The 26738-nt window shown below is 64.9% G+C and carries 20 protein-coding genes and 1 tRNA gene; 10 read left to right on the top strand and 11 right to left on the bottom strand.

The genetic code is table 11. The features are described 5' to 3' along the window. Positions 1-7: 7 nt before the first annotated feature. Together ATE59_RS01805 and ATE59_RS01800 are read left to right on the top strand one after the other, a co-directional pair. Complete coding sequence (locus ATE59_RS01805; protein WP_058811032.1) at positions 8-1027, top strand: SHOCT domain-containing protein; 1020 nt, start codon at positions 8-10, stop codon at positions 1025-1027. 31 nt (positions 1028-1058) lie between these two features. Then, positions 1059-1781 carry a hypothetical protein gene (locus tag ATE59_RS01800; protein WP_156416689.1) on the top strand — a complete coding sequence of 241 codons (723 nt, stop codon included), beginning with the start codon at positions 1059-1061 and terminating at the stop codon, positions 1779-1781. Between the two features lie 51 nt (positions 1782-1832). On the opposite strand, the gene ATE59_RS01795 is transcribed toward ATE59_RS01800, so the two are convergent. The 4 genes from ATE59_RS01795 to ATE59_RS01780 all read right to left on the bottom strand — a co-directional run bounded on the left by ATE59_RS01795 (position 1833) and on the right by ATE59_RS01780 (position 14078). After that, positions 1833-3107: a tetratricopeptide repeat protein gene (locus ATE59_RS01795; RefSeq protein ID WP_058811030.1), complete on the bottom strand. Its 1275-nt coding sequence runs from the start codon at positions 3105-3107 to the stop codon at positions 1833-1835. Positions 3108-3214: 107 nt separating this feature from the next. Beyond that, complete coding sequence (locus ATE59_RS01790; protein WP_156416688.1) at positions 3215-9922, bottom strand: putative Ig domain-containing protein; 6708 nt, start codon at positions 9920-9922, stop codon at positions 3215-3217. Positions 9923-10102: 180 nt separating this feature from the next. Further along, the gene (locus ATE59_RS01785; RefSeq protein ID WP_058811028.1) at positions 10103-12958 is read right to left on the bottom strand and encodes a TonB-dependent receptor plug domain-containing protein; all 2856 of its coding nucleotides are present in this window, start codon (positions 12956-12958) and stop codon (positions 10103-10105) included. Between the two features lie 631 nt (positions 12959-13589). After that, a complete protein-coding gene (locus tag ATE59_RS01780) occupies positions 13590-14078 on the bottom strand; it encodes a LuxR C-terminal-related transcriptional regulator (protein ID WP_197409121.1) in 489 nt (162 codons plus the stop codon). A gap of 161 nt (positions 14079-14239) precedes the next feature. On the opposite strand from ATE59_RS01780, the gene ATE59_RS01775 reads away from it, so the two are divergent. Both ATE59_RS01775 and ATE59_RS01770 read left to right on the top strand, forming a co-directional pair. Further along, positions 14240-15331: a sensor histidine kinase gene (locus ATE59_RS01775; protein ID WP_058811279.1), complete on the top strand. Its 1092-nt coding sequence runs from the start codon at positions 14240-14242 to the stop codon at positions 15329-15331. After that, positions 15328-16101, top strand: a complete 774-nt coding sequence (locus tag ATE59_RS01770) for a LytR/AlgR family response regulator transcription factor (protein ID WP_058811026.1) — start codon at positions 15328-15330, stop codon at positions 16099-16101. The genes ATE59_RS01775 and ATE59_RS01770 overlap by 4 nt, the downstream gene beginning before the upstream one ends. A gap of 18 nt (positions 16102-16119) precedes the next feature. On the opposite strand, the gene ATE59_RS01765 is transcribed toward ATE59_RS01770, so the two are convergent. After that, positions 16120-16863, bottom strand: coding sequence for a hypothetical protein (locus ATE59_RS01765; protein ID WP_058811025.1), 744 nt, complete (start codon positions 16861-16863; stop codon positions 16120-16122). Between ATE59_RS01765 and ATE59_RS01760 the strand changes: the two genes are divergently transcribed. Together ATE59_RS01760 and ATE59_RS01755 are read left to right on the top strand one after the other, a co-directional pair. Beyond that, positions 16862-17521 carry a hypothetical protein gene (locus ATE59_RS01760; RefSeq protein ID WP_156416687.1) on the top strand — a complete coding sequence of 220 codons (660 nt, stop codon included), beginning with the start codon at positions 16862-16864 and terminating at the stop codon, positions 17519-17521. The genes ATE59_RS01765 and ATE59_RS01760 overlap by 2 nt on opposite strands. Beyond that, on the top strand, positions 17518-17781 hold the full coding sequence (locus ATE59_RS01755; RefSeq protein ID WP_058811023.1) for a hypothetical protein: 264 nt from the start codon (positions 17518-17520) through the stop codon (positions 17779-17781). Before ATE59_RS01760 ends, ATE59_RS01755 begins: the two co-directional genes overlap by 4 nt. 85 nt (positions 17782-17866) lie before the next feature. Here ATE59_RS01755 and ATE59_RS01750 read toward each other — a convergent pair whose 3' ends face one another. After that, entirely contained in the window at positions 17867-18418 is a 552-nt protein-coding gene (locus ATE59_RS01750) for an ankyrin repeat domain-containing protein (protein ID WP_058811022.1), read from the bottom strand. A 181-nt stretch (positions 18419-18599) separates the two neighbouring features. Here ATE59_RS01750 and ATE59_RS01745 point away from each other — a divergent pair, with 181 nt between their 5' ends. Next, on the top strand, positions 18600-18983 hold the full coding sequence (locus ATE59_RS01745; protein WP_058811021.1) for a DUF4189 domain-containing protein: 384 nt from the start codon (positions 18600-18602) through the stop codon (positions 18981-18983). Positions 18984-19030: 47 nt separating this feature from the next. Here the strand turns inward: ATE59_RS01745 and ATE59_RS01740 are convergent, their stop codons facing one another. Next, complete coding sequence (locus ATE59_RS01740) at positions 19031-20434, bottom strand: DUF4189 domain-containing protein (RefSeq protein ID WP_156416686.1); 1404 nt, start codon at positions 20432-20434, stop codon at positions 19031-19033. An 87-nt stretch (positions 20435-20521) separates the two neighbouring features. After that, a tRNA-Cys gene (locus tag ATE59_RS01735) sits at positions 20522-20595 on the bottom strand. A gap of 267 nt (positions 20596-20862) precedes the next feature. On the opposite strand from ATE59_RS01735, the gene ATE59_RS01730 reads away from it, so the two are divergent. The 3 genes from ATE59_RS01730 to ATE59_RS01720 all read left to right on the top strand — a co-directional run bounded on the left by ATE59_RS01730 (position 20863) and on the right by ATE59_RS01720 (position 23560). Continuing rightward, positions 20863-21525, top strand: coding sequence for a protein-L-isoaspartate O-methyltransferase family protein (locus ATE59_RS01730; protein ID WP_003046629.1), 663 nt, complete (start codon positions 20863-20865; stop codon positions 21523-21525). A 53-nt stretch (positions 21526-21578) separates the two neighbouring features. Next, positions 21579-23042, top strand: coding sequence for a TolC family outer membrane protein (locus ATE59_RS01725; protein ID WP_231737145.1), 1464 nt, complete (start codon positions 21579-21581; stop codon positions 23040-23042). 101 nt (positions 23043-23143) lie between these two features. Further along, complete coding sequence (locus ATE59_RS01720; protein ID WP_331458647.1) at positions 23144-23560, top strand: DUF2497 domain-containing protein; 417 nt, start codon at positions 23144-23146, stop codon at positions 23558-23560. 3 nt (positions 23561-23563) lie between these two features. Here ATE59_RS01720 and nudC read toward each other — a convergent pair whose 3' ends face one another. From nudC to ATE59_RS01705, 3 genes are read right to left on the bottom strand one after another with little or no spacing between them, the layout of a single operon-like run. Continuing rightward, entirely contained in the window at positions 23564-24433 is an 870-nt protein-coding gene (gene nudC / locus ATE59_RS01715; RefSeq protein ID WP_058811017.1) for an NAD(+) diphosphatase, read from the bottom strand. Further along, complete coding sequence (locus tag ATE59_RS01710; protein WP_058811016.1) at positions 24433-25716, bottom strand: serine hydrolase domain-containing protein; 1284 nt, start codon at positions 25714-25716, stop codon at positions 24433-24435. Before ATE59_RS01710 ends, nudC begins: the two co-directional genes overlap by 1 nt. Beyond that, positions 25713-26738: an A/G-specific adenine glycosylase gene (locus ATE59_RS01705; protein WP_058811278.1), complete on the bottom strand. Its 1026-nt coding sequence runs from the start codon at positions 26736-26738 to the stop codon at positions 25713-25715. The genes ATE59_RS01710 and ATE59_RS01705 overlap by 4 nt, the downstream gene beginning before the upstream one ends.

Genomic DNA, 26738 nt, shown 5'->3' with positions numbered 1-26738 from the left:
AGGGATCATGGCCACCGACGATCATCTGAGCCGCCTTGAACGATTGACGCGGCTGCGCGAAGCCGGGGCGCTCAGCGCGGAGGAGTTCGACCGGGAAAAGGCGCAGCTTCTGCAATGGCATGAAGCGACAGTAACGACAGCAAGCTCGCCGGAAGACCCGGAAAACAAGGCCATGCCGGCCCAAGATGGCGAAGGGAGGGCGCCCGGCAAACGACGGTGGCCGTTTGCGGCACTCGCGGGACTGACGCTGCTGGGCGGGAGTGGATGGGCGCTGGCGCATTGGGGCGGCGCGACATCGTCCGTGGCCATGGCGGATGCGGCGCCGGGGGTCGCTCGCAAAGCGTCGGCCACCCAGTCGCCACCAACGGCCAAGCCTGCTCCGTCGGCCATTCGCAGCCTGCCGGAAGAGAAGCAGATGGATCTGGCGTTTGATGCCGTCTTCGGACTCGGCGAGCGGGAAATGCGCGTGACCGAAGACGCTGTCTATACCTATGCGAAGGGCAAACTCGTCTGGGCTTCATTCGGCCCCGTCCTGATTGTCGAAGGGAACGGCGAGCCTTATCCTGCGGGCCTCGGGACGCTCGGCATCTTCTATCTGCGCGAAATGCACGGTGCCAAATTCGCAGAAACCGGTCGATGGCCTGACGCCGTGACGGGCAGCATAATGGGCAATCCGCCGCAGTGGAAAATCCGGCGCGACATCCTCGATGGGCTCGTCATCGAATCCACCGCGGGCGGTGTTTGGCAGGGCTATGTCTGCGACGCCAAGACGCTGACCGAATTGACCCCGACCGGCCCGAGGTCTCTCGTGACCTTCGATTCCCATTATGACAGCAGCGGTGCCACCGAAGACGGTGGGCAGACCTATGATGGCACGATCGTCAACGTCGTGCGCAATCGCTCGTTCGATGTCCGCTTCGACGGCAGCCGGCTCATCACCCAGCATTTCGTCCGCAAAGGCACGCACTATGTCAGCTTGCCAGCCGCTGACGGCGAGGAGAGCAAAAGCGCGATCCCGACCTGCTGATCGCCGGGCCTGGCAGTATGGCGGGGCATCGATGGAAATTTGCACCTCCGGAGGCTCCGGCGCGCGCGAAAGCCCGATGGACCGAAGGGAACCGGTACATCGCAGCGCTTCGCCGGTGGGGGAAACAGGAACATTGATTGGTCCGACATTCGAAGCGCGGAGGAAATATATGGCGGGCAGGGTCACGCGGGCTGAAGGCGGCGCCCAAGCAGGTCCGGCTACGCGGGAATGCTTTGAAGGGCTGTCGCGAGGCGCGCTGGCAGGAATCGGCCTGTCGGCAATTCTGCTCTGTGTCGCCATGCCCTTGTCCGCCAGCGCAAAGCCCGGTGCGCAGTACGGCGTCGGCGAGATCGTCCAGCCCGCCACGGGCACCGACCGAGCGGTCTATGCCCCGATTGCGCCTTCGGCCATCCTGCCGCACTTTCTGGGCGACTGGGCTACCCGTTCGGGCAACTGCGTGGGCCAATCCTACAAGAACCGCATGGGATTGAAGCCCGATCTCGCAATTATCGCGGGAGAGGCGCTCACCGTCCGGACGGTTTACGTCGATACCGGCACGTCGCATGATCGCGACGATGATGCGCCGCCCCGTGCCGCAGATTATGCCGATGCGCGCGACATGCTCGCCAGTCTTGTTCGACCCGGAAGCGAGGCCGTCCACTTTGTCCATTTCCGCTTTTCGGAAGCCAGCGGTCGCCTGATCGTCGAGGAAGTAGGCAAACCCAGACGCGCCTATGTCCGATGCTCGATGTGATGTCTGTGCGATTTTGGGGCTAGCATGGCCCCCGACAGGCAGGGCGATTGCTCAACCGCGGTCGGGCTGTAAGGTCGGGGGTTCGGCCGTGCGTTTGGCAAGATAATCGGACACACTATCCAGAAGAGGACTGGCCGGATCGAGATTGCGTCCATAGAGCACCCATCGCGCGGCCTTGTCGGCGCCGCCAGCGGCATCGCGCTCGCCCAGCCACAGCGCCGCCAGCGCCGCACCGCCGCAGCTCGACGCATCGCCAATCTTGCAGCCTGCCGCAAACCAACCGAGCCCTGTATGCAGCTGCGTCGGCGCGCGATAGCCGATCAGGTACATAAGGCCGGCATTGTAGCAGGAGCGCCCGCTGCCAAGATTGCATCCCCGAACATAGAGGCCGAGGGCGTCGCGCTTGTGTCCCGCCGCCCTGATTCCGTCACTGGCAAGAATGCCGAGCGAACGACATCCCTCTCCCTCGCCGCCGTCGCAAGCCTGGCGATAGAGGCGCGCCGCTTGTTTCTTTCCCGCAGCCCCCGGATCGGCACGCTCGGCAAGATAGCCCAGGTTCTTGCACGCAATCATCTCGCCCTTGTCGCACGCCATTTTGAACAGGCCCTTGCCGATCGCGAAATCTTCCGGATTCCAGTCGTTCTGCACATATTCAAGCGCGAGGTTGCTGCACGCCTTCGCCGAACCGAGTCGGCACGCACGGTGATAATAGTCGAAACCCGCAAGCCGGTCAGGTGGACCGCCCGTGCCGTTCAGCGCCATCAGGCCAGCATTGAAACAATTGAGCGCGCGGCCGCCCCGCTCGCAGCCGAGGATAAAGAAGCGCCGGGCCGCTTCGAAGTCCTTCGCCGTACCCTCGCCCTGATGCAGCATTTCGGCCAGATCGCCGCACCCGTCCGCTTCCCAGGCTTCGCATGCCCGCCGCAACAGGACGAGCGCACGCGGAAGATCCTGCACCCCCGACAGAGCTGACCGGTAATAGCCAGCAGCGGCGACGCAACCGCGCTGAAAGCCGCCTTCGCACGCCCGGTCGAAGCTGGCGAGAGCCGTCGTCCGGCGCGTCTTGTCAGCATCAGTTTTGAACAAGTCTTCGTTCAGCAGCCCCGCATTATAACAGCTCTTCATATTTCCCATGGCGCAGGAGCGATCGAACGCAGCCAGCGCGATCACCGTCTCGCCCGCAATCAGCGCATCACGCCCGCGATCATAGTCGTAGCCGCCGATTTCGGAGGGGACGGTAACGGGAACGGGCGGACGCTCGGCGAGCGCCCGCCCGGAGGGAAGAAGAAACAGCAGGGCGAGCCCCATCGCCAGTCGCGCAATCATCGAGGACCTTTCCCTGCAGCTTGCCCCGCTGGATAAGCCACGGCTTTCGCTGCGACAAAGGCGTCGACGTACCAGTTCATCGTCGGGGCCGACGATCCGTCCCGTGCCTAGAAGGCCTGTTTGAGATTGACGGTCACCCCTTGGTCGGAACCCGCGCCGGTTGCCTGGCGATTATTATATTCGACGTCGAACGACGTCCGCTCGCCGATCGCCATTTCGAGGCCGAGGCCGAGCAGCAGCCGACTGCGCGCGTAGCCCGCGAGCGGAACGGCGTTGAACGGCCCGCCGGTCTGGTCGAAATAGGCGACCAGCGCGTCGCCCTGCCGTTCGACGTCGCGCTGATATTCGACGCGCACGCGCGGCAGGAAATAGCCGTTCTCGACCGCGATGCGATAATCAAGCCGCGCGCCGAGGCCGAGCGACGTGAACGCCACATCCTGATCGAGGAAGCGCAGGTCGAACAGCGAGCCGCTGCTTTCCACATAACCATCGAGCCGGCCGCGCTGCGCGTCGATGCGCACATAGGGAGTGACGCGCAGATCGCCCGTCTCGATATCGGCGCCGGCCGATATCGCGCCGAACCACTGCCGCCCCTTGCGCGACGAATTGACCAGCGCGCTCGTCGCGGTGACGTAGCGCCGCAGGTCGAAATCCAGCCACTGATAGCCGCCGAGCCAGTCGACGAAGAAGCCGCCGCCCAGCAGATGGCTACCGTAGAGCGCAATCGTCTTGGCCTCGCCCCGGCTTTGCGACCCGTTGCGCCCGACATCGGTCGTATCGCGGCCGATCCCGACCCCGATGCCGATCGCGAAATCCGGACCGAAACGATAGTCGGCGCCGAGCGTGATGCCTTCGGATTCGAAGCGCTCCGACGGCCGGCCGGTCGAGGGGTCGCGATCGCCATAGCGGATCGCGCCGCCCGCCCAGATCGCGAGCGGTGCGTCGATCGGGCCGCTCGACGCCGACGCGTTTTGCCCGTCGTCCGCATCCGCCGCCGTCCCGGTCCCCGCCCCGAAGCCTGCGCCGGCACCAAGCGGCGGCTGCCCTGTCCGGCCGGGGATGGCCCGCCCTCCGCCGGCCGGATCACTGCTCGCACACAGGCTGTTGGTCCAGGCCGTCAGCGTGTCGAGGCAGGGATCGGACGCGCTGATCCGCAGCCCGTTGCGGAATCCGCCGCCTCCGCCATGGCGGAGCCCTTCGAGCCGGCGGGAAAAATTGCCCACCTGAACGTCGGCGAAGCGCCGCGCCGAGGCGACCTGCGCCTGCACCAGACCGCGCACCTCGGGATCGTTCGCCGGATTGGGCCGTGCGGTCACGGCGAGCACATAGCTCACCGAAACGGTCGACGCCGTTCCGCCGGTGCTGTCAGTGACCAGAATGGTGAAGCTGGCGTTGCCCGAGCCGGTCGGCGTACCGCTAATAAGCCCCGCCGGACTTATGGTAATGCCCGCGGGCAGGCTGCCCGCCGACACCGCGAAACTGTAGGGCGCAACACCGCCCGCCGCGGTCAGTTGCTGGCTGTAGGCGATCCCCTGCACCGCGTTCGGCAACGACGCCGGCGTGATCGTGAGTGCTGCATTGGCGACGGTTAGCGTCAGCGCGGCCACGCTCGTCTGGCCATTGGCATCGGTCGCGGTCACACCGATCGCAAAATCGCCCGACACGGTGGGCGTTCCGCTGAATGTCCCGTCGCCTGCAAGCGCGATCCCGGCGGGAAGCGTTCCGCTCGCGAGCGCATAGGAATAAGGCCCGACCCCGCCCGTCGCCGACAGAAGCGCCGAGTAGGGCGCCCCCGCGGTGGCCGGGGGGAGTGCCGCAGGCGTCACGAGGATCGTCGGCGCCGCCACGGTCAGGCTGTAGCTTCCCTGCGCGGTGAAGGGCGCGCCGGCGCCGGTGGCGCCGTCATCTCTCGCCGTCACCGAAAAGGCGAAGCTGCCGACCGCCGTCGGCGTCCCCGCGATCACGCCCGTCGCCGGATCGATCGCGACGCCGGCGGGCAGGTTCCCGCTGACCGCATAGCGGTAGGGACCGACGCCGCCGGTCGCGCTGATCTGTTGACTGAAGGGGGCGGCATAGGCGGCGGCAAAGCTTGCCGAAGGCGGCGCGAGGGCGAGCGTCGGCCCCGCCACCGCCAGCGTGAATGCCTGCGACCTGGTAAACGGACCTGTTCCCGTCGAGGCATCGGTGCCCGAAACGGTCAGGACGAAGCTGCCCGCCTGAGTCGGCGTTCCCGATATGCCGACGCTGCCGGCATCGCTTGTCGAAACGGTCAAACCGGCGGGCAGCCCGGTGACCTGATAGGCCGAGAAAGGCTGGGCGCCGCCGGAAAAAAGGAAGCGCCGGTCAAAGTGCGTTCCGACAATGGCCGCCAGCGACCCGTCGGCGGCGATGGAAATCGTAGGCGCCGAAACCTGGATGGTCGCAGTTGCGGGCGCCGAAGTGCCCCCGGCATTGCTGGCCGTATAGGCAAAGCTGTCGGGTCCGGCATATCCCGCCGCGGGCGTGTAGTGGATCGCCGTCCCCGACACGCTCGCCGTGCCGTGCGACGGAGCGTTCGTGATCGCGACGCTTGCCGGCGTCCCTCCGCTGATAGCGAGGGCGATGGCCGTATCGACGCTGCCATAGGCAACGGTCGCCGACACCGCTCCGGCGACGGGCGTCTCTTCGACGATCGTCAGTGTATAGGCCTGCGACGTCGAATAGGGTCCGGTTCCGCCCGAACTGTCGGTCGCCGTGACGGTGAAGGAAAAGCTTCCGAAGGCGCCAGGCGTGCCCGTAAGCTGCCCCGTTGGCGAAAGCGTAACGCCCGCCGGTAGCGCACCGCCGGTAACGGCATAGCTGTAGGGCGCGGTGCCGCCGGTCGCCGCAAGGATCGTCGCGCTGTAGGCGGCCCCCACCTGGCCCTGCGGCAGGCTGGTCGCGGGCAATGTCAGCGCCGGAGCGGCGACGACCAACGTATAGGCCTGCGCACCGGCCTGACCATTCGCGTCGGTCGCGGTGATGGTGAAGCCGAAGCCGCCGCCGACGGTCGGCGTCCCCGAAAGCCCCCCGCCGCCCGACAGCGTCAGTCCCGTCGGCAAGGCGCCTGCGGTCACCGTATAGGCATAGCCGCCGACCCCACCCGACGCTGTGAGCGTCTGGCTGTAGCTGGCGGCGACCGTCGCGCCGGCAAGCGCCGCCGGTCCGATGGCGATCGTCGGAGCGGGCACCGACAGGCTGTAGTTCGCCGATACGGCAAACGGTGCCCCCGGACCGGTCGATCCGGTGTCGGTTGCCATCACCGTGATCGGATAGACGCCCGGCGCACTGGGCGTGCCGGTCAGCATATTGCCGCCGAACGCCAGTCCGGCGGGGAGCGTCCCGATGACCGAATAGCTGAACGGGCCAACCCCGCCGCTTGCTGCAAAGGCTTGCGAGAAGGCCGCGCCATAAGGCGCCGTGAGCGTCCCCGCGCCGGGCGCGAGCGACAGCGTCGGCGCATCGACCGTCAGCACGAAGGGTTGGCTGGCGGTGAAAGGGCCATTGCCCGTCGAACTGTCGATGGCCGATACCGTGAGGCTGAAGCTGCCCGATTGGGTCGGGGTGCCCGCGATCGTCACGCTGCTCGCATCCGAACCCGTGATCGCGACGCCCGCGGGCAGATTGTTCACCTGATAGCTGCCGAACGGCTGCGCGCCGCCGCTGAAGCTGAACGTCTGGCTGTAGGCCGTGCCGACGGTCGCGGCGAGCGGTCCGGTGGCCGCGACGCCGATCGCCGGGTCGGCGATAGTCAGACTGACGGTCGCCGGCGCCGAGGTGCCACTGGCGTTCGCGGCGCTGTAGGTAAAGCTGTCGGGGCCTGCATAGCCCGCAACGGGCTGGTAAGAGATCGTGGTTCCGGACGCCGTCGCGGTGCCGTGTGACGGCGGGGTAACGATCGCGACGCTCGTCGCCGCGCCGCCCGAAAGGCTGAGCGTGACGCCTGTCGCCCCGCTGCCATAGCCGATCGTTGCCGAAACGGCATTGGCGACGGGGGGCGCCACAGCGATGTCGATCGCATAATCGTTGAACGCCGAATAGGGACCGCTTCCCGTCGAACTGTCGGTGGCGGTAATCCGGAAGCTGAAGCTGCCCGCCGCGGTGGGGGTTCCCGAAAGCGAGCCAGTTGCGGGGTCGAGCGTAACCCCGCCGGGCAGGCTGCCGCCGGTCACCGCATAGCCATAGGGCGCGGTGCCGCCGCTCGCCGCGGTGATCGTAGCGCTGTAGGCTGTACCGACCTGCCCCGCCGCCAGCGGGGTCGCCGGCAGGACGATGGTCGGCGGCGCGATCGACAGGCTGTAAGGCGTCGAACCCGAAAATGGCCCCGGTGCCGCGCTGCTGTCGGTCGCGGTGACCGTGAAGTTGAAGGTGCCGCCTGCGGTCGGCGTTCCTGACAACAGGCCGCCAGGCGCCAGCGTCAGCCCCGATGGCAGCGCGCCCGCCGTCACCGAAAAGCCATAGGGTCCGGTGCCCCCGGTCGCCGAGACCGTCTGGCTGTACGGGGCCGCGACCTGTCCTCCGGTAAGCGCGCCGGGTGACAGCGTAACCGGAACATCGTCGTTGGTGATGGCGATGAACGCCGTCGGTATGGCGATCGTCGCGTTGACGGCGCTGAACAGGCCGAGCGAGAAGGCCTCGTTTGTTTCGGGAACGGTGTCGCCGACGACGGGAATCGCGATCGTCCGGCTGGTCTGCCCCGGCGTGAAGGTCAGCGTTCCCGACACCGCGCCGTAATCCGATGGCTGCATCGCCGAACCATTTGCCGTGGCGTAGTTTACCGTCACCGTCTGGCCGCTTGCCGTGTCGAGCGTGACCGTGACGATGGCATTGGACGAACCGCTGTTCCCTTCCACGATCGACACATCGGACGTGGAAATCGCCGGCAGCGGATCGTCGTTGGTGATCGTGCCGACCCCCTGCCCGTCGATGACGACCGCGTTGACGACATTGGTGACGTTCGCGAAAAATGTCTCGCTCGCTTCGTTCAGCGTGTCGCCGTTGACCGTCACCGTAAAGCTTGCGCTGCTCGCGCCCGCCGGGATCGTCTGGCCGGCCAGGCTGCGAGCGACATAGTCGCTCCCCGCGGCGGCAGTGCCGTTGGCGGTCGCGATATCGAAGGAGACGCCACCCGGTCCCGCTGGCGCCGACAGGCTGACCGTAAACGAAAAATTGGTTGTGCCACTATTGCCTTCGGCCGCGGTCACATCATTGATGCTCAGCGACGGAAGATCGTCGTTGAGGATCGTGCCCGTCGCGCTGTTCGGCGCGCCGACGACATAGCCGCCACCGGCGGCGAGCGACAGGATGACCGTTTCGTCGGTTTCGATGGACGCATCGGCGGTCGGATTGACCGTGACGGTCCCCGACATACTGCCCGCCGCGATGACGAGCGGCGACGCGATGGTGGCATAGTCGGTGCCGTTAGTGGCCGTTCCGCCGACCGTATAATTGATCGACACGCTCGACGACGGCGCCTGGGAGAGCGTTACGGTGTAGACAAGATTCGGTGCACCATCCTCGGCCACTGTGGCTGGCGATACGGCGATCGTCGCGGTCGGCACATCGTCGTTGAGGATCGTGCCCGTGGCGCTCGACGGCGCGCCGACCGTATAGCCGGTGCCAGCGGCCACGCTCAGCGTAACCGTCTCGTCTGGCTCGATGATGCTGTCGGTGGTCGGGTTGATCGTGATGCTGGCCGTCGTCGACCCCGCTGGAATCGTCACGCTGGCGACATTGCCCGTATAATCGACGCCAGCGGTTGCGGTGCCGCCGGTCGTGATATTGACCGTCGTCGGCGACGACAGGTTCGCACTGCGAGTGACGGTATAGGTCAGGTTGGTCGCGCCGTCCTCGCTGACCGAGGCCGGCGAGACCGCGATCGAAACGCTGGGTGCCGACACGACATTGATGGTCAGTGTCTCGAGCTCGAAATATTGGCCGGGCCCGCTGCTGCTGTCGGTGACGCGAAGCTGGACGTTCGCGCTTCCCGACGAAGCAGGCGTTCCGGTAATCAGGCCGCCTGTCGAAAGGCTGAGCCCGAAAGGCATGGGGGTGCCGGGAGGTTCGGTGGCATAGATATAGGGCGCGACCCCGCCATTGGTCGCGAGCTGGGCTGATGCCGCCGCGCCCTGAACCAGCGTTACCGTTCCCGTTGCCAGCGAGAGCGACGGATTGCCGATCGTTCCGCTATAGCTCTTCACCGCAGTTGCGCCGAGCGAGTCCTGCGCGGTGACACTGAACGTATAATTTCCGCGGCGCGATGGCGTGCCGGAGAGTATGCCGCTGGACGACAGATTCAAGCCGGGGATCAGCGTCCCGCCGGACACGCTAAAGCTATAGGGCGCGGTGCCGCCCGTTGCACTCAGCGCCTGATTAAGTGCGGTCCCCGCGTTCAGCGAAGGAAGCGACGCGGGGGTCACGACAATGGACGACGTCGGCGCGCTGATGGTGATGGTGACCTGGATCCAGAATCCGTCATTGTCCTGAATGTCGAATACATCCTGCGTCGCCGCATCGCCGTTGTGGCTGTATGTGAGGATCGATGCAGTCGAGCTCGGCGGGACAAAGCGTTCCGATGTCGTCGCCGTTCCGTGGGACGGCCCGTTTCGCGTCACCGCGACGCCGTTTCCCAAACCTATATGCGTATTGTCACAAGATGTGAGGTCAACCTCGACCACCCCGCCAGACGCAACGGTTGCGGTGCGCGGCGAACAATAAGGCGACGTGTGCTGCGCCTGAGCGGCTCCGCCGAATGCGAGGCCCCCGACGGTTATCATCACCAGGAGCGTCCAGCGCATCCACGGCCGACGCAGCGTCAAAAATCCCATCGCCCCCATCCCCCGTACATTCGGAACGGCGGTTCTGGGCGTCGGACCAGCGGGGCGCCAGCGCAGCAATGCACCGGTACGTTTCGGCGTCTCGAACAAAAATGGGGACGGAGATTGCTCTCCGCCCCCAGGTCGTCGTCTCGTCGACGATCAGAATTTGACCACGGCACCTGCATAGAAACGGCGACCGTAGAGATCGAACACCGGCGATGTTTCGAGCCCCGTCGGCGTACCGAATGGCGAGCCGGGAATATATTGCGGCTTCTTGTCGAAGATATTGTCGACGCCGACATAGAAATCGAACTTCTTGTCTTCACCCGGCTGCCAGCGAAGCTGGGCATTGTGGAGCATGAAGCCGTCGATCTTGTTCAGCGCCTGAACGGCGGGATTGGCGTTGAAATAGTCCTTAATATAGTCGCCGCCACCATGGTAATTGGCCTGCCAGCTAATGCTGAAGCCGCCGGTGCGATACGTCAGACGCGAGGTCAGGTTGTGCCGCGGATTGCCGAACGTACCCGCATAGTTGATCACGTCATCGGCCGGGTCACCCTGTTGCTTCGACGCGATCAGATAGGTGTAATTGAGGCTGAACCCCAGGCTGTCGTCGGCGCTGAGGCCGAGCGGCATATTATACCGGACGCCGACGTCGACGCCTTCCGACCAAAGGCCCGCAACGTTTAGCAACTGCCCGTCGACGCGGGTAACGAACCCCGTCGTCGCATCGCGCGTCACATTGTCGCAGTAGATCGGCAGGCCGGTCAACACGCACTGGCTGATCGAGTAGGAGCGCCCGAGCGTGCTGATCGCGCCTTCGACCTTGATATTATAATAGTCGACGGTCAGCAGCAGGTTCCGCACGAAGCTGGGCTGATAGACCATGCCGAGCGTGTAGGTTTTGGCCGTTTCCTCACGCAGCGCGGTGTTGCCGCCGATAAACCCGTTGATACCCTGAAGATCGGCGAGCGAATATTTGAAGATGCCGTTGGCGGTAATCGCCGCCTGCACCGCCGGAATGGCGCGGCAGGCCGCCCCGTAATCGCCCCCCGTCGATGCCGTGATCCCGTCGCAAGGATCGCTGACGGACGCGAAGGTTTCCGACGGCGCGGTGAACAATTCGCTGATATTCGGCGCGCGGTTCGCTTCGGCATAGACGCCGCGGAAACGCAGCCCGGGCAGCGGCGACCATTCGGCACCCGCATTCCAGCTGAACGTCGAACCCACCGTCGAATAGTCCGACAGGCGTGCCGCCCCGATCAGCCCGAGATATTCGAAGAAAGGCTTACCCGACAGCAGCGGTACATTCACTTCGCCGTAAAATTCGAGAACGTCGAAATCGCCGCGCGTGTCGGGGATGACGTTCCCCGAGTTACCGCCCGTATTGGTCAGGATGTCGAGGTCACTGACGCTACTTTCCTTGCGATATTCGACCCCGAGTGCCAGGCCGACGTCGCCGGCGGGCAGCGCGAAGATCGGACCTGAAATATTCGCCGACCACACCTGTTGCTTGTTGGTGATGAGCTCCGATTTCGGAACAACCGATTTCACATAGTTGGCGGCGCGGGGATCGGCGGTGTTGTAACCGAAGATGTCCAGCGGAATGCACCCCTCAGCCCGGGCCGCGGCGTCGGCGCAAACGATATCCACGCCCACGACATTGCCTGGCCCGACGCGGATCGCGTTCAGCGCGTTGCGGTAGCGGTTATTGTCGATATCTTCGCTGGCATTATAGTCCCGCAGGTGCCCGTAGACATAGCTTGCGTCCCATTTGAAACGGCCCAGTTCGCCCTTCAAACCGGCGACAACGCGCCAGGTGTCGCGGCTGACGACGTTCGAGCGATCGAACACATCGTTCTGGCGACGACGGCCGTTGATCGCATCGACGTCGTTCGTCGGATCGGCATCCGAATTGGCAGCAGCGATCGCCGCGGCGACTGCCGCGGGGATGAACGGGTTGGTGATCGGAATGCCATAGGGATCGATATCGCGATAATAGACATCGCTCAGAATATCGAGCGCGAAGGGTTCGAGGCGCGAACGCGACTTCACCTTCGCATAGGTGACTTCGGCAAAGGCGGTGACATTGTCGGTGAGATCGAAATTGCCGACCCCGCTCGCAAGATAACGCTCGAGCGGAACCGAAATATAGCGCTCGCTGTTCCGGTTGAAGCCATATTGGCCGGTGTCGAAGCCGGCGAGATAGGCAACCGAATTGTCGGGATTGAACGAGAAGGTGTTGCGACCGCCCGGCAGGATGTTGACCGCCTGCCCCGACGCGTTGACCGTACGGAACTGGCCCTGCGGCGCATAGGACGAAAAGGCCCCGAGACCGCAGACCGTTCCTGAACAGTCCTGCGCGGAAATCGCGCGGTCGCGCGAGCGCAGTCCCATGTCCTTGTCGTAGGAAAAGTTCAGCAGGATATTGCCGCGGTCTTCGGCACCGAAGCTTGTGCCGGCGGTGATGCTGGCGAGATAGCGCCCATTGTCGCCATGTTCGGTGATGCCATATTGGCCGCGTACGGAGACGCCGTTGAACTTGTCCTTCAGGATGAAGTTTACAACGCCCGCAATCGCATCCGAGCCATAAACGGCCGAAGAACCGCCGGTGACGATTTCGACGCGATCGATGAAGTCGGTCGGGATATTGTTGAGGTCGACTGCAGAGTCGCCTGCAAAGCCCGAAATGAAGCGCCGGCCGTTGACGAGCACCAGCGTGCGGCTGGAGCCGAGATCGCGCAGATTGACCGTCGCGATGCCGGTGCCCGAGGTCAGGAAGTTGGTGTTCGTCCGGGTAATCCCGATTGCCGTTTGCGGCATTTCGTTGAGGATGTCAGAGATGTTCGGCGCGCCATCGAGCGCAATGTCCGCGCTGCCCACGACAGCGAGCGGAACCGGGCTCGCGGCTTCGTCGGTACGTGCGATGCGCGACCCCGTAACGACCAGTTCGGTCGTGCCAGCATCGGTTCCGTCATCTGCCTCCTGCGCGAAAGCAGAGGGCGCCAGCGCCATAGCCGCAACGGCAATCGGAGCCGTTGCGAGCCTCAAGCGAATGATGCGCGATTTTGCCAATTTTTTTCCCCTTGTTTATTTCGGACCATGCCAGCCAAAATCGCGATCGGTGCTTTACACTCGAACCACGAGATAATGGATGATGGACGACCTAGAGGGGACAGACAGTGCATGGCAATGAAGCCGATGTACCGGTTCTTGTACCGGTTATATTTGGTGATGCGAAATCACTTTTCCAACATAGGCATTGTTAGATCTGATATTTTGAAGACTGATTCAATTTAGCAGAGCCATTTGACATGGCGTTTTGAACCGGTTCCTATATTTGATAGCCAGCGAAATCACTCTTGGTTAGCATCGAACCGTGATCAGGCATCCCGGTCCGGTCACAAAGCGGGTTCCGCCTGCTGCACGGCGCCCGGGCTCCAGGATGGTCTCTCATCTTTGGATTCCGGGCGTCGGCTATCTTACGGCTCTTTCGGAGAACGCTCCGATCGAAAGCGCCTCTCGCAGAGGGCGTCGCCATGTACCGGTTCAATGGGACACGATGACAAACCGTCAGAACTCGGCAAGGGTGGCTGCGGTAGGGAAAGGAATATGCAATGGCGTCGCGCCCCGACGACATCGCGGCCTATTCGGGTGCGGAGACGCTCTCGAAATATGGTGCGAGCCGCGTTACAGCTTCGCGCCGCGTCGTCGCGCCCAGCATCCGAAGCAATTGCGACACATGATTGCGCACGGTGAAATGCGAAAGGCCGAGCTCGCGGGCGATTGCCTTGTTCGAAAGCCCCTGCACGAGCAGCGCCGCAACGTCCTGCTGTCGCCCGGTCAGCGCGGGCAATCCGCCGGCAGCCGACCGTCCTGTCGGCGGGGCAGCGCGATCGATCCGCACGGCAGCCGGAAGAATCTGCAATTTCGCGCCTTCGGGCAACAGCGCGGCAACCCGGCGTATAAATTGGAAATCATCCGTCTCGACGAGAAAACGGACCGCCTCGCTCGCGGGCGGTCCCGCTGCCGCCCGCCCCGGCGCGCACGCGCTGTCGGGCACGCGGCCGCCGACCGAGGCCGCTACGCCATTGCGCACGGCGGCGGTCCCCGACATTGCCGATACTGGCTGCATATCGCTCATGCCGTCTGAACTAAGTGGTTGCCGGACCGTGCTGGATACTATTTCCTATGGACGGCGCGCGGCGTCGGATCATCGGCACCGGCTTTCTGCCAATGGCTACTGGCGACCGACGAACGGCACGCAGCATCGCGCGGGGACAAGGGGCCAACATCATGAGCGATCATGAAAATGCCGGAGGGACCCACGCACGCGACACGCTTCCTCGCAGTCTCAAGCGTGCGACGATCTGGCTCATCATTGGCTATTGGTTCGCGATGTTTCTCGTCGACAGCCTGTTCAGCGTCGTCCTCAACATCGATCCGATCGAATCGGCGCCTTACAAGCTCTATGTCTATGCCATCATCGGGGCGCTCGGTTACCGATTGGCGATCTTCCTTTTCCATCGACGGAGCGGGAACTTCCTTCCCAAAGCGCTGTGGGGGATCGCGTTTGCCGCAATCATGGCGCCGGTCGCCGCGGCGCTTGATTTCATCAACGGTATGATCTGCCTCTATCCCCAGCCGATAAAGTTCGATCCCGGCTATACCGGCATCGTCCTGATAACCAGCTTCTGCCAGATATTGGGATGGTGTGCGCTTCACACGGCCATGTTCTACAGCTTCGAGGTCGGAGATCGTGAACGACGCCTCGCTGCGGTGCGCGAGGAAGCCCTCGAAGCGAAAATGAAGGCCCTCCGCTATCAGATAAGCCCGCATTTCATGTTCAATACGTTGAACTCCATTGCCGGCCTGATCGAGGAAGGCGCTGCGACGCAGGCCGAACGGATGGTATTGTCACTATCGACCTTCCTGCGTTCGACACTGGAACTCGACCCCGTCCACGATGTCCCGCTACGCGAAGAGATCGCCCTTCAGCGCGAGTATCTGGGCATCGAAGGCACACGCTTTTCGGATCGCATGGCCGTCAGCATCGCCATTGACGATGAAGCGGGCGGCGCGCTGGTCCCCAGCCTGATCCTGCAGCCACTGATCGAAAATGCGGTCAAGCACGGCGTCGGGCGATCGGCCGGCCCAGTCGAAATTGCGGTCAGCGCTACGCGGCGCGACGAAGCACTGGAGATTGTCGTCGAAAACGACGTCGCGGCGGATGACGGACGACCCCGGCCGCCGGGCATGGGTATGGGCCTGAAGAATGTCGCGGATCGCTTGCGCGCGCGCTTTCGCGAGCAAGGGTCGCTATCGTCAGAGATCACGGCGGATGGTCGCTTTCGCGCGGCAATCGCGCTGCCTTGGCGGCCCGCATGACCGAAATGTCGGTTCTGGTCATCGACGACGAGCCGCTGGCGCGCAGGCGTATTCTGCGCCTCCTCTCCAGATATCCGTGGGTCGGACGCGTGGACGAAGCCGCCAATGTCGCGCAAGCGGTGGCGATTGTCGCGGCACGCCCCCCCGACATCATGCTGCTCGACATCCAGATGCCGGGCGGCGACGGCTTTGACATATTAGCGGCAGTTGCCGAGGCTCCCCCAGCCGTCGTCTTCGTCACTGCGTTCGACCATCATGCGCTGCGCGCGTTCGAAAACAATGCCGTCGATTATGTGACCAAGCCAATCGAACCGGGACGATTCCATCTGGCCATCGAGCGCGCCCGCGCGGCGGCGGGCGCGCGCCTGCAGTCGGACCGCATCGCCGAACTGCAGGAAACGCTGCATGCGCTCAAGCAGGCGCTCGGCCGGGAAAACCGCAAAAACGGCGAGTTTTGGGTTCGCACCCATGGCGAATATCTGCGCATTCCGGCCGACGACATCATCCGCTTCCAGGCCGATCGCGACTATGTGCGCCTGCACATCGCCGATGGCGACTATCTCTATCAAGAGAGCCTCGCCTCTCTCGAACGCCGGCTCGATCCTGCGCGGTTCCTGCGCATCCATCGCAGCACGATCGTGCAACGCTCCGCAATCGAACGCATCAAGCAGATGCCGTTCGCCTCCCTCGTCGCGGTGCTGACCGACGGCTCCGAAGTGCGCGTCGGCCGCACCTACACCGCCGCCATTCGCAGCGCCCTCAGCGCCTGACCCGAAACCGGCGGGGCGTCACATGACCGAGGCGTCGTAAACCAGCCCGACCTCGCGTCCGTCGCTGTCCGTCGCGACCAGCGCCGTCCAATCCTCTCCGGCCTCCGGTCCCAGACTGACGAACTGGCTGTCGCCGACGGCGGTGATCCGATATTCGCCCGGGGCGGTCCTGCAGCGAGCCGCGGCAAAGGCCCGGTCACGCGACTTGATCTGCTGCGGATCGGCAGTGCCGGGCTCACCCATCGGAAGGATCGCGTGGACCAGCTTTTGCGCATCGGCGGGCGACGGGCATAGATACAGCCGGTTGCCCTGTCGATCGATCAACCGACCGCCCGGCGCATGGAGTTGCATCCATCGCGCAAAATCGGTGCGGGGAAACTGATCGTTGACCCCTTCGTCGACCAGTCCGAACACCACGGCACCGTCGGGGCGGTTCGCACGATAGAGCAGTTGCGTCCCGCCGGAGGTTCCGATCAGGCGCCGCCCCAGAATCTCCACGATCTGCAACGGGCCGCTCTTCTGTTCGCACCCCGTTGCTTTCAGCCCGTCGAAAAAACGGTAGATGTCGAAGCCTCCCGCGGCGATCGCAGTGTAATAATCTTCGAACAGGCGCCGGCCCGCGGCCTCGTCCGGGCAGATCACCGTACTTTCTTCGGCAGGAATATCCCGCTGCTTCGGCAGTGGTTCGGCGGCCGCCGATGCGGTCTGCGCCAAAAGAAACGCGGCGATCGACAGGATCGGGAGGGCAAAGATTCGGGTCATGCAGGCAATTTGGCGGCGAGCGAGCGCGGGGCGAAGCGAAACGATGTACCGGTGCACGCCAACGCTTGTTGGCGGCGGTCTGCGGCGCGATCACCATTGCTGCGACGACAGTTCGCCGGAAAGCGCCCGACTCCCGGACCGCTCGCGAGCGATCGCCCCAAGGCTGAACATGGCGCAACGTCGATATCATGTGGGAATAGCCGTGCTCGGCCTGGCGGCGGCTGCACCCGGCCAGGCCGTTCTGGCAAGCGGCGTCATGCCGATCCTTGCCCTGCCGCAAAGCTATGAATCGCATGCGGCCTGTGTCGCGGCGCTCGAAGAGGTCTATGCCGAAGATCTGAAACAGGTACTGGCGCGGACGACGGACGCCGACGGTCGCACCGTGGAACGCACCCTGTCGACCAAGGGGATCGAGCGCATCGACGATAATCGGACGCGCTACGACGCGCTGCTTTGGTTCCACAATGGCGGGCTTCGGATCGATCTGCAGCAAACCGAAACGAGCCACAGTTTCGAGCATCGCATCCGGACCTGCGACGGCGCGGTCATGACCATGTCGGGCGAAGTCGGCTACACGCTCAGTACCTTTGATCCGATTGACTCGCCACCGCCGCAGCAAGCGCAACCGAGCGCCCCCCATGAACCGGAGCGACCATGAACGACCCGCAAAATACGTCGCCCGGAAAGAAGCGTGCCCGCATCCTGTCGGCGCTGTTCGTCGGGCTGTTTGTGCTGTGGCAAATTGCCGCAACCGAGTGGCGTGTCTACAAGTTGCGGGCGGCCGGATTTGGTCAGGTGGTCGTCGACAGTACCCGCGATCACGCTTATTTTCCGCTGGCGGGAGCGCTGATTGGCGCAGCAGTTTTCATCAGCGCGGGGGCGATGATCAAAAGACTGTTCTTCAAGAAAAAATATTGAACATCCTTCCAGCAGGCAGACGGCCGCGCTGGATTGCGCAACGATCGTCGTCCGCCGACTACCGTCGGGGCGGCCTCGCCTGTCGTCAGTGGAGGGCGCCCTCTGTACTGTCGCGCTGCGCGAGCCAATCGACCACCGCGCGCTTTCCCGTACGGGCATAGGGCGTGAGCAGATCATCGCTCATCAAATCGAGATATGTCCGAAAGGTTCGTCCTTGCGCATTGCGGATGTCCGGTCGCGCACCCGCCTTCAGCAGATCCAGCGCAATCCATGGTTGATTTGTCTGCGCGGCGATATGCAGCGCCGTATTGCCGACATGATCGGGTCGGTCGAGATCGGCCCCGGCGACGATCAGAACCCCGACCTGATCGCGCCGTCCCGCCAGAATAGCCGTTTCCAGAGGCGAATGCCCTGTCGCACGGTCGGGAAGGTCAGGATCGACGCCATATGTAAGCAACCGTCGCAAGGCCGACGGATTGCAAGCGCGGATGACCGCTTCAATAGACACGCCGCGCGCGCAATTGCTCGCTTCGCGGCCATAGGGCGACGCGGCACAGGCCGAGCTGAACAAAATTAGTGCGACCCAGCCGACAAGCCGTGCATGCGTTCGCGTGCTTTTCGGACTGCAGGCATCCATCGCCCGACGCTAACATCTCGATCCCGATCACCGGGACAGTCTTACGACACCGGTACATTTTCGATCACTTCCCTGGCCGGGCAGGCATGGGCCAAGGCGGCGGCGGGCGGTCCACCCGGAAATGCACTGGTACGCACGCTTGCTTGGCTGCGATCGATATTTCCTGCCTTAACATGCCGAAATGAAATGGATTCCGTCGATCCTGCTCGCGAGCTTGTTCACACCGGTCGCCGCGGCGTCCGACCAATCCGAAGCACGATGGGGCGCAATAGCGCTTGGCGGCGTCGGCTTTGGTGCGGTCCGTGGCCGACAGAGCGAAGGCTCCGCTACGGCAGGCGCGATCCGTCAATGCGAGGAAAGCGGCGGCGCAGGCGAATGTCGGGTGCGCCTGACCTGTCGAAACCAATGCGCCGCTTATGCGTCGGGGGACGACCGGCAAGTCGGAATCGCTTATGCCGCGACCATGGCCGCTGCGAACCGATTGGCGATGCGCAGTTGCAATGAGGCGGCGCAGCATTGCCAGATACAATATGCGGCGTGCAGCACCGCATCATCCTTCAACTGACACCCTCCGCTAAAGGACGCACGGTCCAGCGTTTGCTCGGGTAGCAGCTATTCAACGTCGATTCGTCCTGTAGAAGGCAGGCGGGAATCGATGATGGTTACAATCCGGCAATCAAGGGATTGCGCCGCACAGTCTTTTGCGACCACCTTCGCAGGATCGTTCGACCAAGCCGTCCAGAGCACATGTACGGCTCCGGTTGCGTCGACGGATAGCGCCACCTTGCTGTTCGAGGACCAGGACGCGACCTCGCACTCATCTTTGGTTTCGGCGTGACAGGAAGCCAGTGCCGCCTTTTTCGCGCTGTCCATATCCTTCGCGCCGGACACCGACCACACCGAATTGCGCCACGGTGCCTTGCCGCCCTTGGTCCAGCTTTGCGCGGTAAACCAGGGCTTGCCGAAGGCCTCGGGATCGTACCGCAAGGCCTGCTCCGCAACCAGGTCGAAAAAGCCGGCCTCCCGGCATCGCTTGTACGTTTTTCGGCAGAAATCGAGCGCGCGTTTCTGGGCAGCCGCGACCGAGGATGCGCTGGCCGCGCCACCCATCACGCCATCGCCCATCGTCAGGGCAATATAGACGTCGGAACCAGCCAGCTTGACGCTGCAAGTCTTGCCGCTGTCGTCCTGGCACCGCGCAACCACATCGGACGCCGCCTTATCCGGCGAAGGTCGCCCGCCCACGATCCAGACCTCGCGCGTCGGCGCCGCATCGGCTCCGCCATCAGGCCAGGCGAGCGCCCCGTAACGGCGATGCGGATCGTTCACAGGGCCATAGATTCGGGGCGATTCGGGCACATTCTGACCGGAGGGCGCGATCAAGGCTGGTGCCGTGGCCCACTGGATTTCCTCGCACTCGTCGTTAGCTTCCTTGCAATATTTCGCCATGGCCTTTTCGGCTTTGCCTTTATCCGCTCCGGACATGGCATAAAGATCGCCCTCGACCCCGCGTGAGATCACAAGCGCGCCATTGGCACCGCCGGCGGCCGTCGTGCACCCCGATCCCATCGCCGCATTGCAGGCCGCCAGCGCCGCCCGATCGGCGCGCGTTCGATTCGAATAGCCGGTGACGAGCCAAGCCCAGCTTGAATCGCGATGCCAGGCGGCCGCATAGTAATTGTCATAAGCCGACCTCGTCGGCTGTTGCGGCTCTTCCTCGGCGCCGCCATCGTCGTAGCCGGGGATCGGCGCGCACCCTTGCCATCCGCCCGTCCCGCCGCCGATCGGGAAAAATCCGTCGGGACAGCCACCTTCCGCATGGGCCGCCGGAGACATGAAACCGAAAAGGATCGCCGCGCATAGCGTAGGAAAAATCCGGCCGATCAAAGGTTTCCAGTCCACGACGCGCGTCATCACTACTGAATCTTTCATTCTGAAAATCAAGATTGGATAGCGGATCGTGCCGGCAAGGCGACGGCTGCGGTGTACCAGTACAGATGCCGGTGATAGCGACATGGCCGATCGGGCGAGGCCTGACGGTTCGCCAATACCGATACAATCGATGCCGAGATCGGCGTCGGCAGCAAGGTTAGATGGGATGAATGGAGGCCCGAGCCGGAATCGAACCGGCGTATACGGATTTGCAGTCCGCTGCGTCACCACTCCGCCATCGGGCCTCGCGCCGAACGCCGCGGCCGCTGTGTCGCGGGCCGGGCCGGGTGTTGGACGGCGCCGCTAGTGCGGGGCTTTGGCGGGCTTGTCAAGGATTCGCCAAGGCCCACTCCATTTCGCACGCATTTTCGCGCAATGCGGGGTTGGCGCCACTCCCGCGGCCAGCTATGCGCGACGCAGCGCCGCGCGATGCTGTATTAGTATTGCAACACAGCATCGGTTCGGCTAGAACGGCCCCAAGCTTCAGGGCCCCAGAATCGGAAAACAGGCTGATGGCGACGAAATTGAACGAAGTGACTGCTGCGGACATGCGGGCTGCGATGATCGACAGCCAGCTGAGGACCAATGACGTGATCGACCCGGCGGTCGTCGCGGCGATGGGCAGCGTGGCGCGCGAGGCGCATGTTCCCGCGGCGTTGGCGAGCGTCGCCTATATGGACCGCGCGATCGCGCTGGGTCACGGCCGCGCGCTCAATGCGCCGCTCGTCACCGGCCGCCTGCTGGTCGCCGCCGATATCCGGCCGGGCCAGCGCGTGCTGCTCATCGGTGCGGCGACGGGCTACACCGCCGCGCTGCTCGCGGCGCTCGGTGCCTCGGTCGTCGCGGTCGAGGAGCAGGCCGATCTGCTTGCTGCCGCCCGCGCCGCAACCGACAATCCGGCGATTCGCTGGGTCGAAGGCCCGCTCGCTGCCGGTGCCCCCGGCGAAGCGCCCTTCGACCGCATCCTGATCGACGGCGCGATCGAACAGCTTCCCGACGCGTTGGCAGCGCAGCTCGCCGAAGGCGGCAAGCTGGTCGCGGCGCGCCGCGAAGGCAGCGTCACCCGGCTTGTCCAGGGCGTCAAGACCGCCGGCACACTTGCGCTGCGCGCCTTTGCCGACATGGATGTCGCGGCGCTGCCGGGTTTCGAGGCCCCCACGGGTTTTCGATTCTGAGAGCCTTCCCTCCCTTCAGGCTGAACCAAATCATGCACGACATCGACACGAAAATGACCGGACGACGCGCCTGCTGGCTGGCGGGCATGGCGCTCGGCGCGCTGGCGCTGTCGTCGCAGGCGCAGGCCGAGACGCTGCAGGGTGCGCTCGCCAAAGCCTATGAGAATAATCCGACGCTGACGGCGGCGCGCGCCGGACAGCGCGCGAACGACGAGAATGTTCCGATCCAGAAGGCGTCGGGCTTGCCCTCGGTCGGTGCCAGCGTCGATTATCAGGAAAATCTGGTCATCCCGGGCAACAGCTTCGTGTCGCCGGGCCGCGTCCTGTCCGCGGGCAGCCAACTCAGCGTGCCGATCTATCAGGGCGGCGCGGTGCGCAACGCGGTGAAGGCGGCCGAATATCGCGTCGAAGCCGGGCAATCCGATCTGCGCGCAACCGAAGCGAGCATTTTCTCGCAAGTCGTGGGCGCCTATATGGACGTGATCCGCGACCAAGCGATCGTCCAGCTCAACCAGAAGAATGTCGCGGTCCTCAAGACCAATTTGCAGGCATCGAGCGACCGGTTCGAGATCGGCGATCTGACGCGCACCGACGTCGCCCAGTCGCAGGCCCGGCTTGCGCTGGCCGAGGGCGACCTGCGCGGCGCCGAAGCCAATCTGATTCGCAGCCGCGAAAATTATGTGAAGCTGGTCGGCGATGCGCCGGTCGACCTCCAGCCGCCGCCGGCGCTGCCCAATCTCCCGCAATCGGTTGAGGATGCGGTCGCGATCGCGCTCAACAACAATCCCGATATCGAAGCAGCAAACCAGCGCATCAACGCATCGCGCGCCGACATCGGCGCTGCGCGGGCCGCCCGCATGCCCAAGCTGTCGGCGACACTAGGCGGCGGCTACAACAATAATCTTCATTCGATTCCCGCCGGCAACACCGTGGCCGAGAATACGACTAAGAGCGCCGCCGCCGGCCTGTCGCTGACGCTGCCGATCTTTCAGGGCGGCCGCCCGTCGGCGCAGGTGCGCCAGGCGCAATCGCGCAGCAGCCAGGCGATCGAAACCTATGTTGCCACCGAACGCGACGTGATCGCGCAGACGCGCGGCGCTTATGCCGCGTGGCAGGCGAACGAGCGCGTCATCGCCGCGACCGAGCAGGCGGTGGGCGCGAACGCCCTGTCGCTCGAGGGGGTGCGTGCCGAAAACAGCGTCGGCACGCGCTCGATCCTCGACATATTGAATGCCGAACAGGAATATCTGAACGCGCAGGTCCAGCTCGTCTCGGCCAAACGCAACAGCTATGTCGCGGCTTTCTCGGTCCTCGCCGCGATGGGCAAGGCCGAAGCGCGCGACCTGGGAATCGAGGGCGGCGCGCTCTATGATCCGGCGGTAAATTATCGCCGTGTTCGCGGTCAGATCTGGGATTGGGCCGACGATCCGAAGCCGCAGCAGCAGGCCACCGATACGCGCAGCATCCCCGCCGCCGATGCCAGGGTGCCTGCCGTAGAGCCGCTTCCCCAACAATAAGGCTTGGCAAGCCCGCCCGCGCGCCGGTATGAACATGGTTAACCGGTATTTCCGGCGGAACTGAGGGGGCAAGCATGGGCGACATGTCGCGGGAGCCATCGATGGAAGACATTTTGTCGTCGATCCGGCGCGTCATCGCGCGTGACGAGGCCCCTGGCGCGCGCGCGCAGCGTGCGGCGGCGCCGAGCGAGGATATTCTCGACCTCAACGAAGAGGAAGACGACGCCGTCGCCGAATCGACCCTTGACGACAGCGGCGCCGCGACCGGGCAGGAAGAGCTGGTGTCGGTCGCCAGCGCCGATGCCGCGCGCCAGTCGCTCGAAGCGCTCACCGCAGCGATGGCGCCAGCCGCCGCGGCGGCCGCCGCGACGGTGCCCGCCGGGGGACGCAGCCTCGAGGATGTCGTCGTCGATGCGATGCGGCCGATGCTCAAGCAATGGCTCGACGCCAATCTGCCGGCGATGGTCGAATCGATGGTGGCGCGCGAAATCAGCCGCATCACCGGCAAGCGCCTCTAAGGCTCAGGCCACCCAATCCTCCAGCAGATAGCGCGCGATCGCCAGCGGCGGCGGTGCCATGAAGCTCGCGCCCATGTCGCCGGCGAGCGCCGCGCGCACCTCCGCACGGTCGACCCACATCGCCGCTTCGAGTTCGGTCGTGTCGATCGTCAGCGCTGCGCCGCGCGCGACCGCGCGGCACCCGATCATCAGCGACGAGGGGAACGGCCAGGGCTGGCTCGCCACATAAGATACATCGGACACGGCGATGCCCGCTTCTTCGAACAATTCGCGCGCCACCGCTTCCTCAAGCGATTCGCCCGGCTCGACGAAGCCCGCGAGCGCCGAAAAGAAGCCGGGCGGGAAGCCGGGTTGGCGGCCGAGCAGCACGCGGCCCTCATATTCGGCGAGCATGATGACAACGGGGTCGACGCGCGGGAAATGTTCCGCCCCGCACGAAGCGCAGCGGCGACCCCAGCCGCCCCGGAACAATTCGGTCGGCGAACCGCAAACGGCGCAGAACCGGTGCCGCGCGTGCCAGTCGACGAGGCTGCGCGCACCGCCATAGAGCGCCGCTTCTTCGGGCGATAGCATCGGGAGCAGCCGCATCACGGTGCGCGAACGCGCATCGACGCGCGCCCCGCCATGCGCCTCGCGCACGAAGCGCGGCGCGCCGCTGTCGTCGATCCCTAGCAGCAACAACGCACGCTCGTCGGCCGGATCAAGCGCTTCCCACATCAGCCCGCCGCCGCTGCCCGGCACCGGATCGATGCCATCAAGCAGCAGGCAGGTCGCGCGCGGATCGGCGATCGCCGCCGCGAAAGCCTCGGGATCGGTGCGGAGTCGGTCGGCACGGTCAAGCCGCGCCCCGGTAAAGCCGAGCGGCAGCGGCATCAGGCCATCACATCCTTGTAGAAGGCCTTGCCGAAGTCGCGTTGGAAGGGCAGCGCTTCCGACGGCATATATTGCGTATAGCCGCCGACGCGATAGCCGCGGCGGCGATCGACAAAGGCGATGGTGCCCGCTGCGCCGCCCCAGCCGTAAACTCCCTCGCCGGTCGGCGATCCGGCGAGCGACACGCGTCCGCCAGCGCCGAAGCCCTCACCGTCGATGAACGTATTCTTGCGATCGACCGAATCGGCAAGCAGGTTCGACATGCCGAGCCGCGCGGTTTCGGGCTTCATGATCCGCACGCCGCCGGTTTCGCCCTCGCCGAGCAGCATGGCGAGGAACCGGTCGTAATCGCGCGCCGTCGAAACGAGACCGCCGCCGCCATAGGGCATCGGCGGCGGGTCGAGGTAGATCGAGCTCGTCGCGGGATCGATCGGCAGCAGCACGCCGCCCAGCGGCGCATAGTTGGTCGACAGCCGCGCTTCTTCGTCGCCGGTGACGCGAAAACCGGTGCTCGCCATCCCCAGCGGATCGAAAATGCGCGCCTTCAGAAAGGCGTCGAAGGGCTGACCCGAGGCGACCTCGATCACGCGGCCCATCAGGTCGAGCCCGACCGAATAGCTCCAGCGGGTGCCGGGTTCATAGACGAGCGGCAGCGTCGCGAGCCGGTCGGCGAAAACCTCCAGACTCGGCGCGGGCGTGGTCGGCGGGAAGCCCGGAATCGGCAGACGGCTGACCTGTCCGCCCAATATCCCCGCCTCGTTATAGGCGTCGCGCAGCGGCCCCTTCTGAACGATATTGTAGCCGAGCCCGGCGGTGTGGGTGAGGAGCTGGCGGACCGTGATCGGCCCCTTCGAGGGATGAACGTCGGTGATCGACCCGTCGGGGGTGTTCTGCACCTTCATCGATGCGAAGGCCGGCAGGAAATCGGCGATCGGCTGGTCGAGGGTCATCTTGCCATCCTCGATCAGCAGCATGGCCGCCATGCCGGTGACGGGCTTGGTCATCGAATAGAGCCGCCAGATCGTGTCCGGGGCCACAGCGCGCTGCGAATCCATCGCCTGCTTGCCCGCGCCCAGATAGTCGGGCGGCGCCTGATCCTTGCCGATCGCAGCGATAGCGCCGGCGAGCTCGCGGCGGTCCACGAATCCCTTGATGAAGGCGTAGGTCGCCGGATAGAGCGCCTCGGCATTGGTCCAGGCGAAGGCGGCGCGCGGCAACAGCGTCGCGCTGCCCCCCAGCGCCAGGCTGCCGAGCAGCGCGCGGCGCGAAATCATCATCGTCATCGGTCACTCTCCCGCATCTTGTCGACCAGTTTGCGATACAGCGTCGGCAGACCCGCCGCGTCAAGCGCCGAAATCGGCCACCACTCACCTTCCCCTGCGGCATCCTCGACTCCGCGCCGGACGAGCGTCAATGTGAGGTCGAAATGGGTGAAGCCGTGCCGCACGGAGACGGCTCCGTCATCGGATGCGGGCGGTTCGTCCCACGCGCCGCCGGGCAATGCCCGCATCCCGCCGAGCATCCCCTTATCGGGGCGCCGTACCAGCCACAGCCGCGCATCCGATTCGATCCACCAGGCGCGTCCGTGGCGCTGCGGCTTCGCCTTTTTGGGCGGCTTGACCGGCAATGACTCGGCGGTGCCAGCCGCAAATGCGGCGCAATCGGCGACGACGGGACAGCGGGTGCAGGCGGGGCTGCGCGGCGTGCAGATCGTTGCGCCCAGATCCATGAGAGCCTGCGCGAAGTCGCCGGGGCGATCGCGCGGAACGAGCGGCGCCAGCGCGGCACGGATCGCGCGCTTTGCGGCCGGCAGCGGCGTGGCGACCAGCCGGTGGCGCGCAATCACCCGCTCGATATTGGCGTCGACGACAACCGCGGGGCGGCCGAAGGCGATCGCCGCGACCGCCGCCGCAGTGTAATCGCCGACGCCCGGCAAGGCGCGCAACCCGGTCTCGCTATCCGGAAAAAGGCCGTCATGATCGGCGACCACCGCGCGCGCGCAGGCGAGCAGGTTGCGAGCGCGGGCATAATATCCGAGGCCCGCCCACGCCGCCATGACGTCCGCGTCATCGGCCGCCGCGAGATCGGCGACGCTCGGCCAACGCTCGGTAAAGCGGGCGAAATAGCCCGCGACCGCGGCAACGGTCGTCTGTTGCAGCATCACTTCGGCGAGCCAGATGCGGTAGGGATCGGGCGTCACCGCGCTGCCCGGCGCGATGCGCCAAGGGAGGTTGCGCGCCGCGCGGTCGTACCAGGCGAGCAGCCGCGGCGCGAAGTCGGCGGCGGAGAGATCGGGGTCTGGCAT

The organism is Sphingopyxis sp. A083, from assembly GCF_001468495.1.
Lineage (GTDB): Bacteria > Pseudomonadota > Alphaproteobacteria > Sphingomonadales > Sphingomonadaceae > Sphingopyxis > Sphingopyxis terrae.
The sequence above is the reverse complement of the archived record's forward strand: the minus strand, read 5'-3'. Positions and strand labels throughout refer to the sequence as shown.

What these genes read in the sequence shown, in the direction of transcription:
- ATE59_RS01805 (WP_058811032.1), top strand. Translation starts at nt 8, where the DNA reads ATGGCCACCGACGATCATCTGAGCCGCCTTGAACGATTGACGCGGCTG.
- ATE59_RS01800 (WP_156416689.1), top strand. Translation starts at nt 1,059, where the DNA reads ATGGAAATTTGCACCTCCGGAGGCTCCGGCGCGCGCGAAAGCCCGATG.
- ATE59_RS01795 (WP_058811030.1), bottom strand. Translation starts at nt 3,107, where the DNA reads ATGATTGCGCGACTGGCGATGGGGCTCGCCCTGCTGTTTCTTCTTCCC.
- ATE59_RS01790 (WP_156416688.1), bottom strand. Translation starts at nt 9,922, where the DNA reads ATGCGCTGGACGCTCCTGGTGATGATAACCGTCGGGGGCCTCGCATTC.
- ATE59_RS01785 (WP_058811028.1), bottom strand. Translation starts at nt 12,958, where the DNA reads ATGGCGCTGGCGCCCTCTGCTTTCGCGCAGGAGGCAGATGACGGAACC.
- ATE59_RS01780 (WP_197409121.1), bottom strand. Translation starts at nt 14,078, where the DNA reads ATGCAGCCAGTATCGGCAATGTCGGGGACCGCCGCCGTGCGCAATGGC.
- ATE59_RS01775 (WP_058811279.1), top strand. Translation starts at nt 14,240, where the DNA reads ATGAGCGATCATGAAAATGCCGGAGGGACCCACGCACGCGACACGCTT.
- ATE59_RS01770 (WP_058811026.1), top strand. Translation starts at nt 15,328, where the DNA reads ATGACCGAAATGTCGGTTCTGGTCATCGACGACGAGCCGCTGGCGCGC.
- ATE59_RS01760 (WP_156416687.1), top strand. Translation starts at nt 16,862, where the DNA reads ATGCAGGCAATTTGGCGGCGAGCGAGCGCGGGGCGAAGCGAAACGATG.
- ATE59_RS01765 (WP_058811025.1), bottom strand. Translation starts at nt 16,863, where the DNA reads ATGACCCGAATCTTTGCCCTCCCGATCCTGTCGATCGCCGCGTTTCTT.
- ATE59_RS01755 (WP_058811023.1), top strand. Translation starts at nt 17,518, where the DNA reads ATGAACGACCCGCAAAATACGTCGCCCGGAAAGAAGCGTGCCCGCATC.
- ATE59_RS01750 (WP_058811022.1), bottom strand. Translation starts at nt 18,418, where the DNA reads ATGGATGCCTGCAGTCCGAAAAGCACGCGAACGCATGCACGGCTTGTC.
- ATE59_RS01745 (WP_058811021.1), top strand. Translation starts at nt 18,600, where the DNA reads ATGAAATGGATTCCGTCGATCCTGCTCGCGAGCTTGTTCACACCGGTC.
- ATE59_RS01740 (WP_156416686.1), bottom strand. Translation starts at nt 20,434, where the DNA reads ATGTCGCTATCACCGGCATCTGTACTGGTACACCGCAGCCGTCGCCTT.
- ATE59_RS01730 (WP_003046629.1), top strand. Translation starts at nt 20,863, where the DNA reads ATGGCGACGAAATTGAACGAAGTGACTGCTGCGGACATGCGGGCTGCG.
- ATE59_RS01725 (WP_231737145.1), top strand. Translation starts at nt 21,579, where the DNA reads ATGACCGGACGACGCGCCTGCTGGCTGGCGGGCATGGCGCTCGGCGCG.
- ATE59_RS01720 (WP_331458647.1), top strand. Translation starts at nt 23,144, where the DNA reads ATGGAAGACATTTTGTCGTCGATCCGGCGCGTCATCGCGCGTGACGAG.
- nudC (WP_058811017.1), bottom strand. Translation starts at nt 24,433, where the DNA reads ATGCCGCTGCCGCTCGGCTTTACCGGGGCGCGGCTTGACCGTGCCGAC.
- ATE59_RS01710 (WP_058811016.1), bottom strand. Translation starts at nt 25,716, where the DNA reads ATGACGATGATGATTTCGCGCCGCGCGCTGCTCGGCAGCCTGGCGCTG.
- ATE59_RS01705 (WP_058811278.1), bottom strand. Translation starts at nt 26,738, where the DNA reads ATGCCAGACCCCGATCTCTCCGCCGCCGACTTCGCGCCGCGGCTGCTC.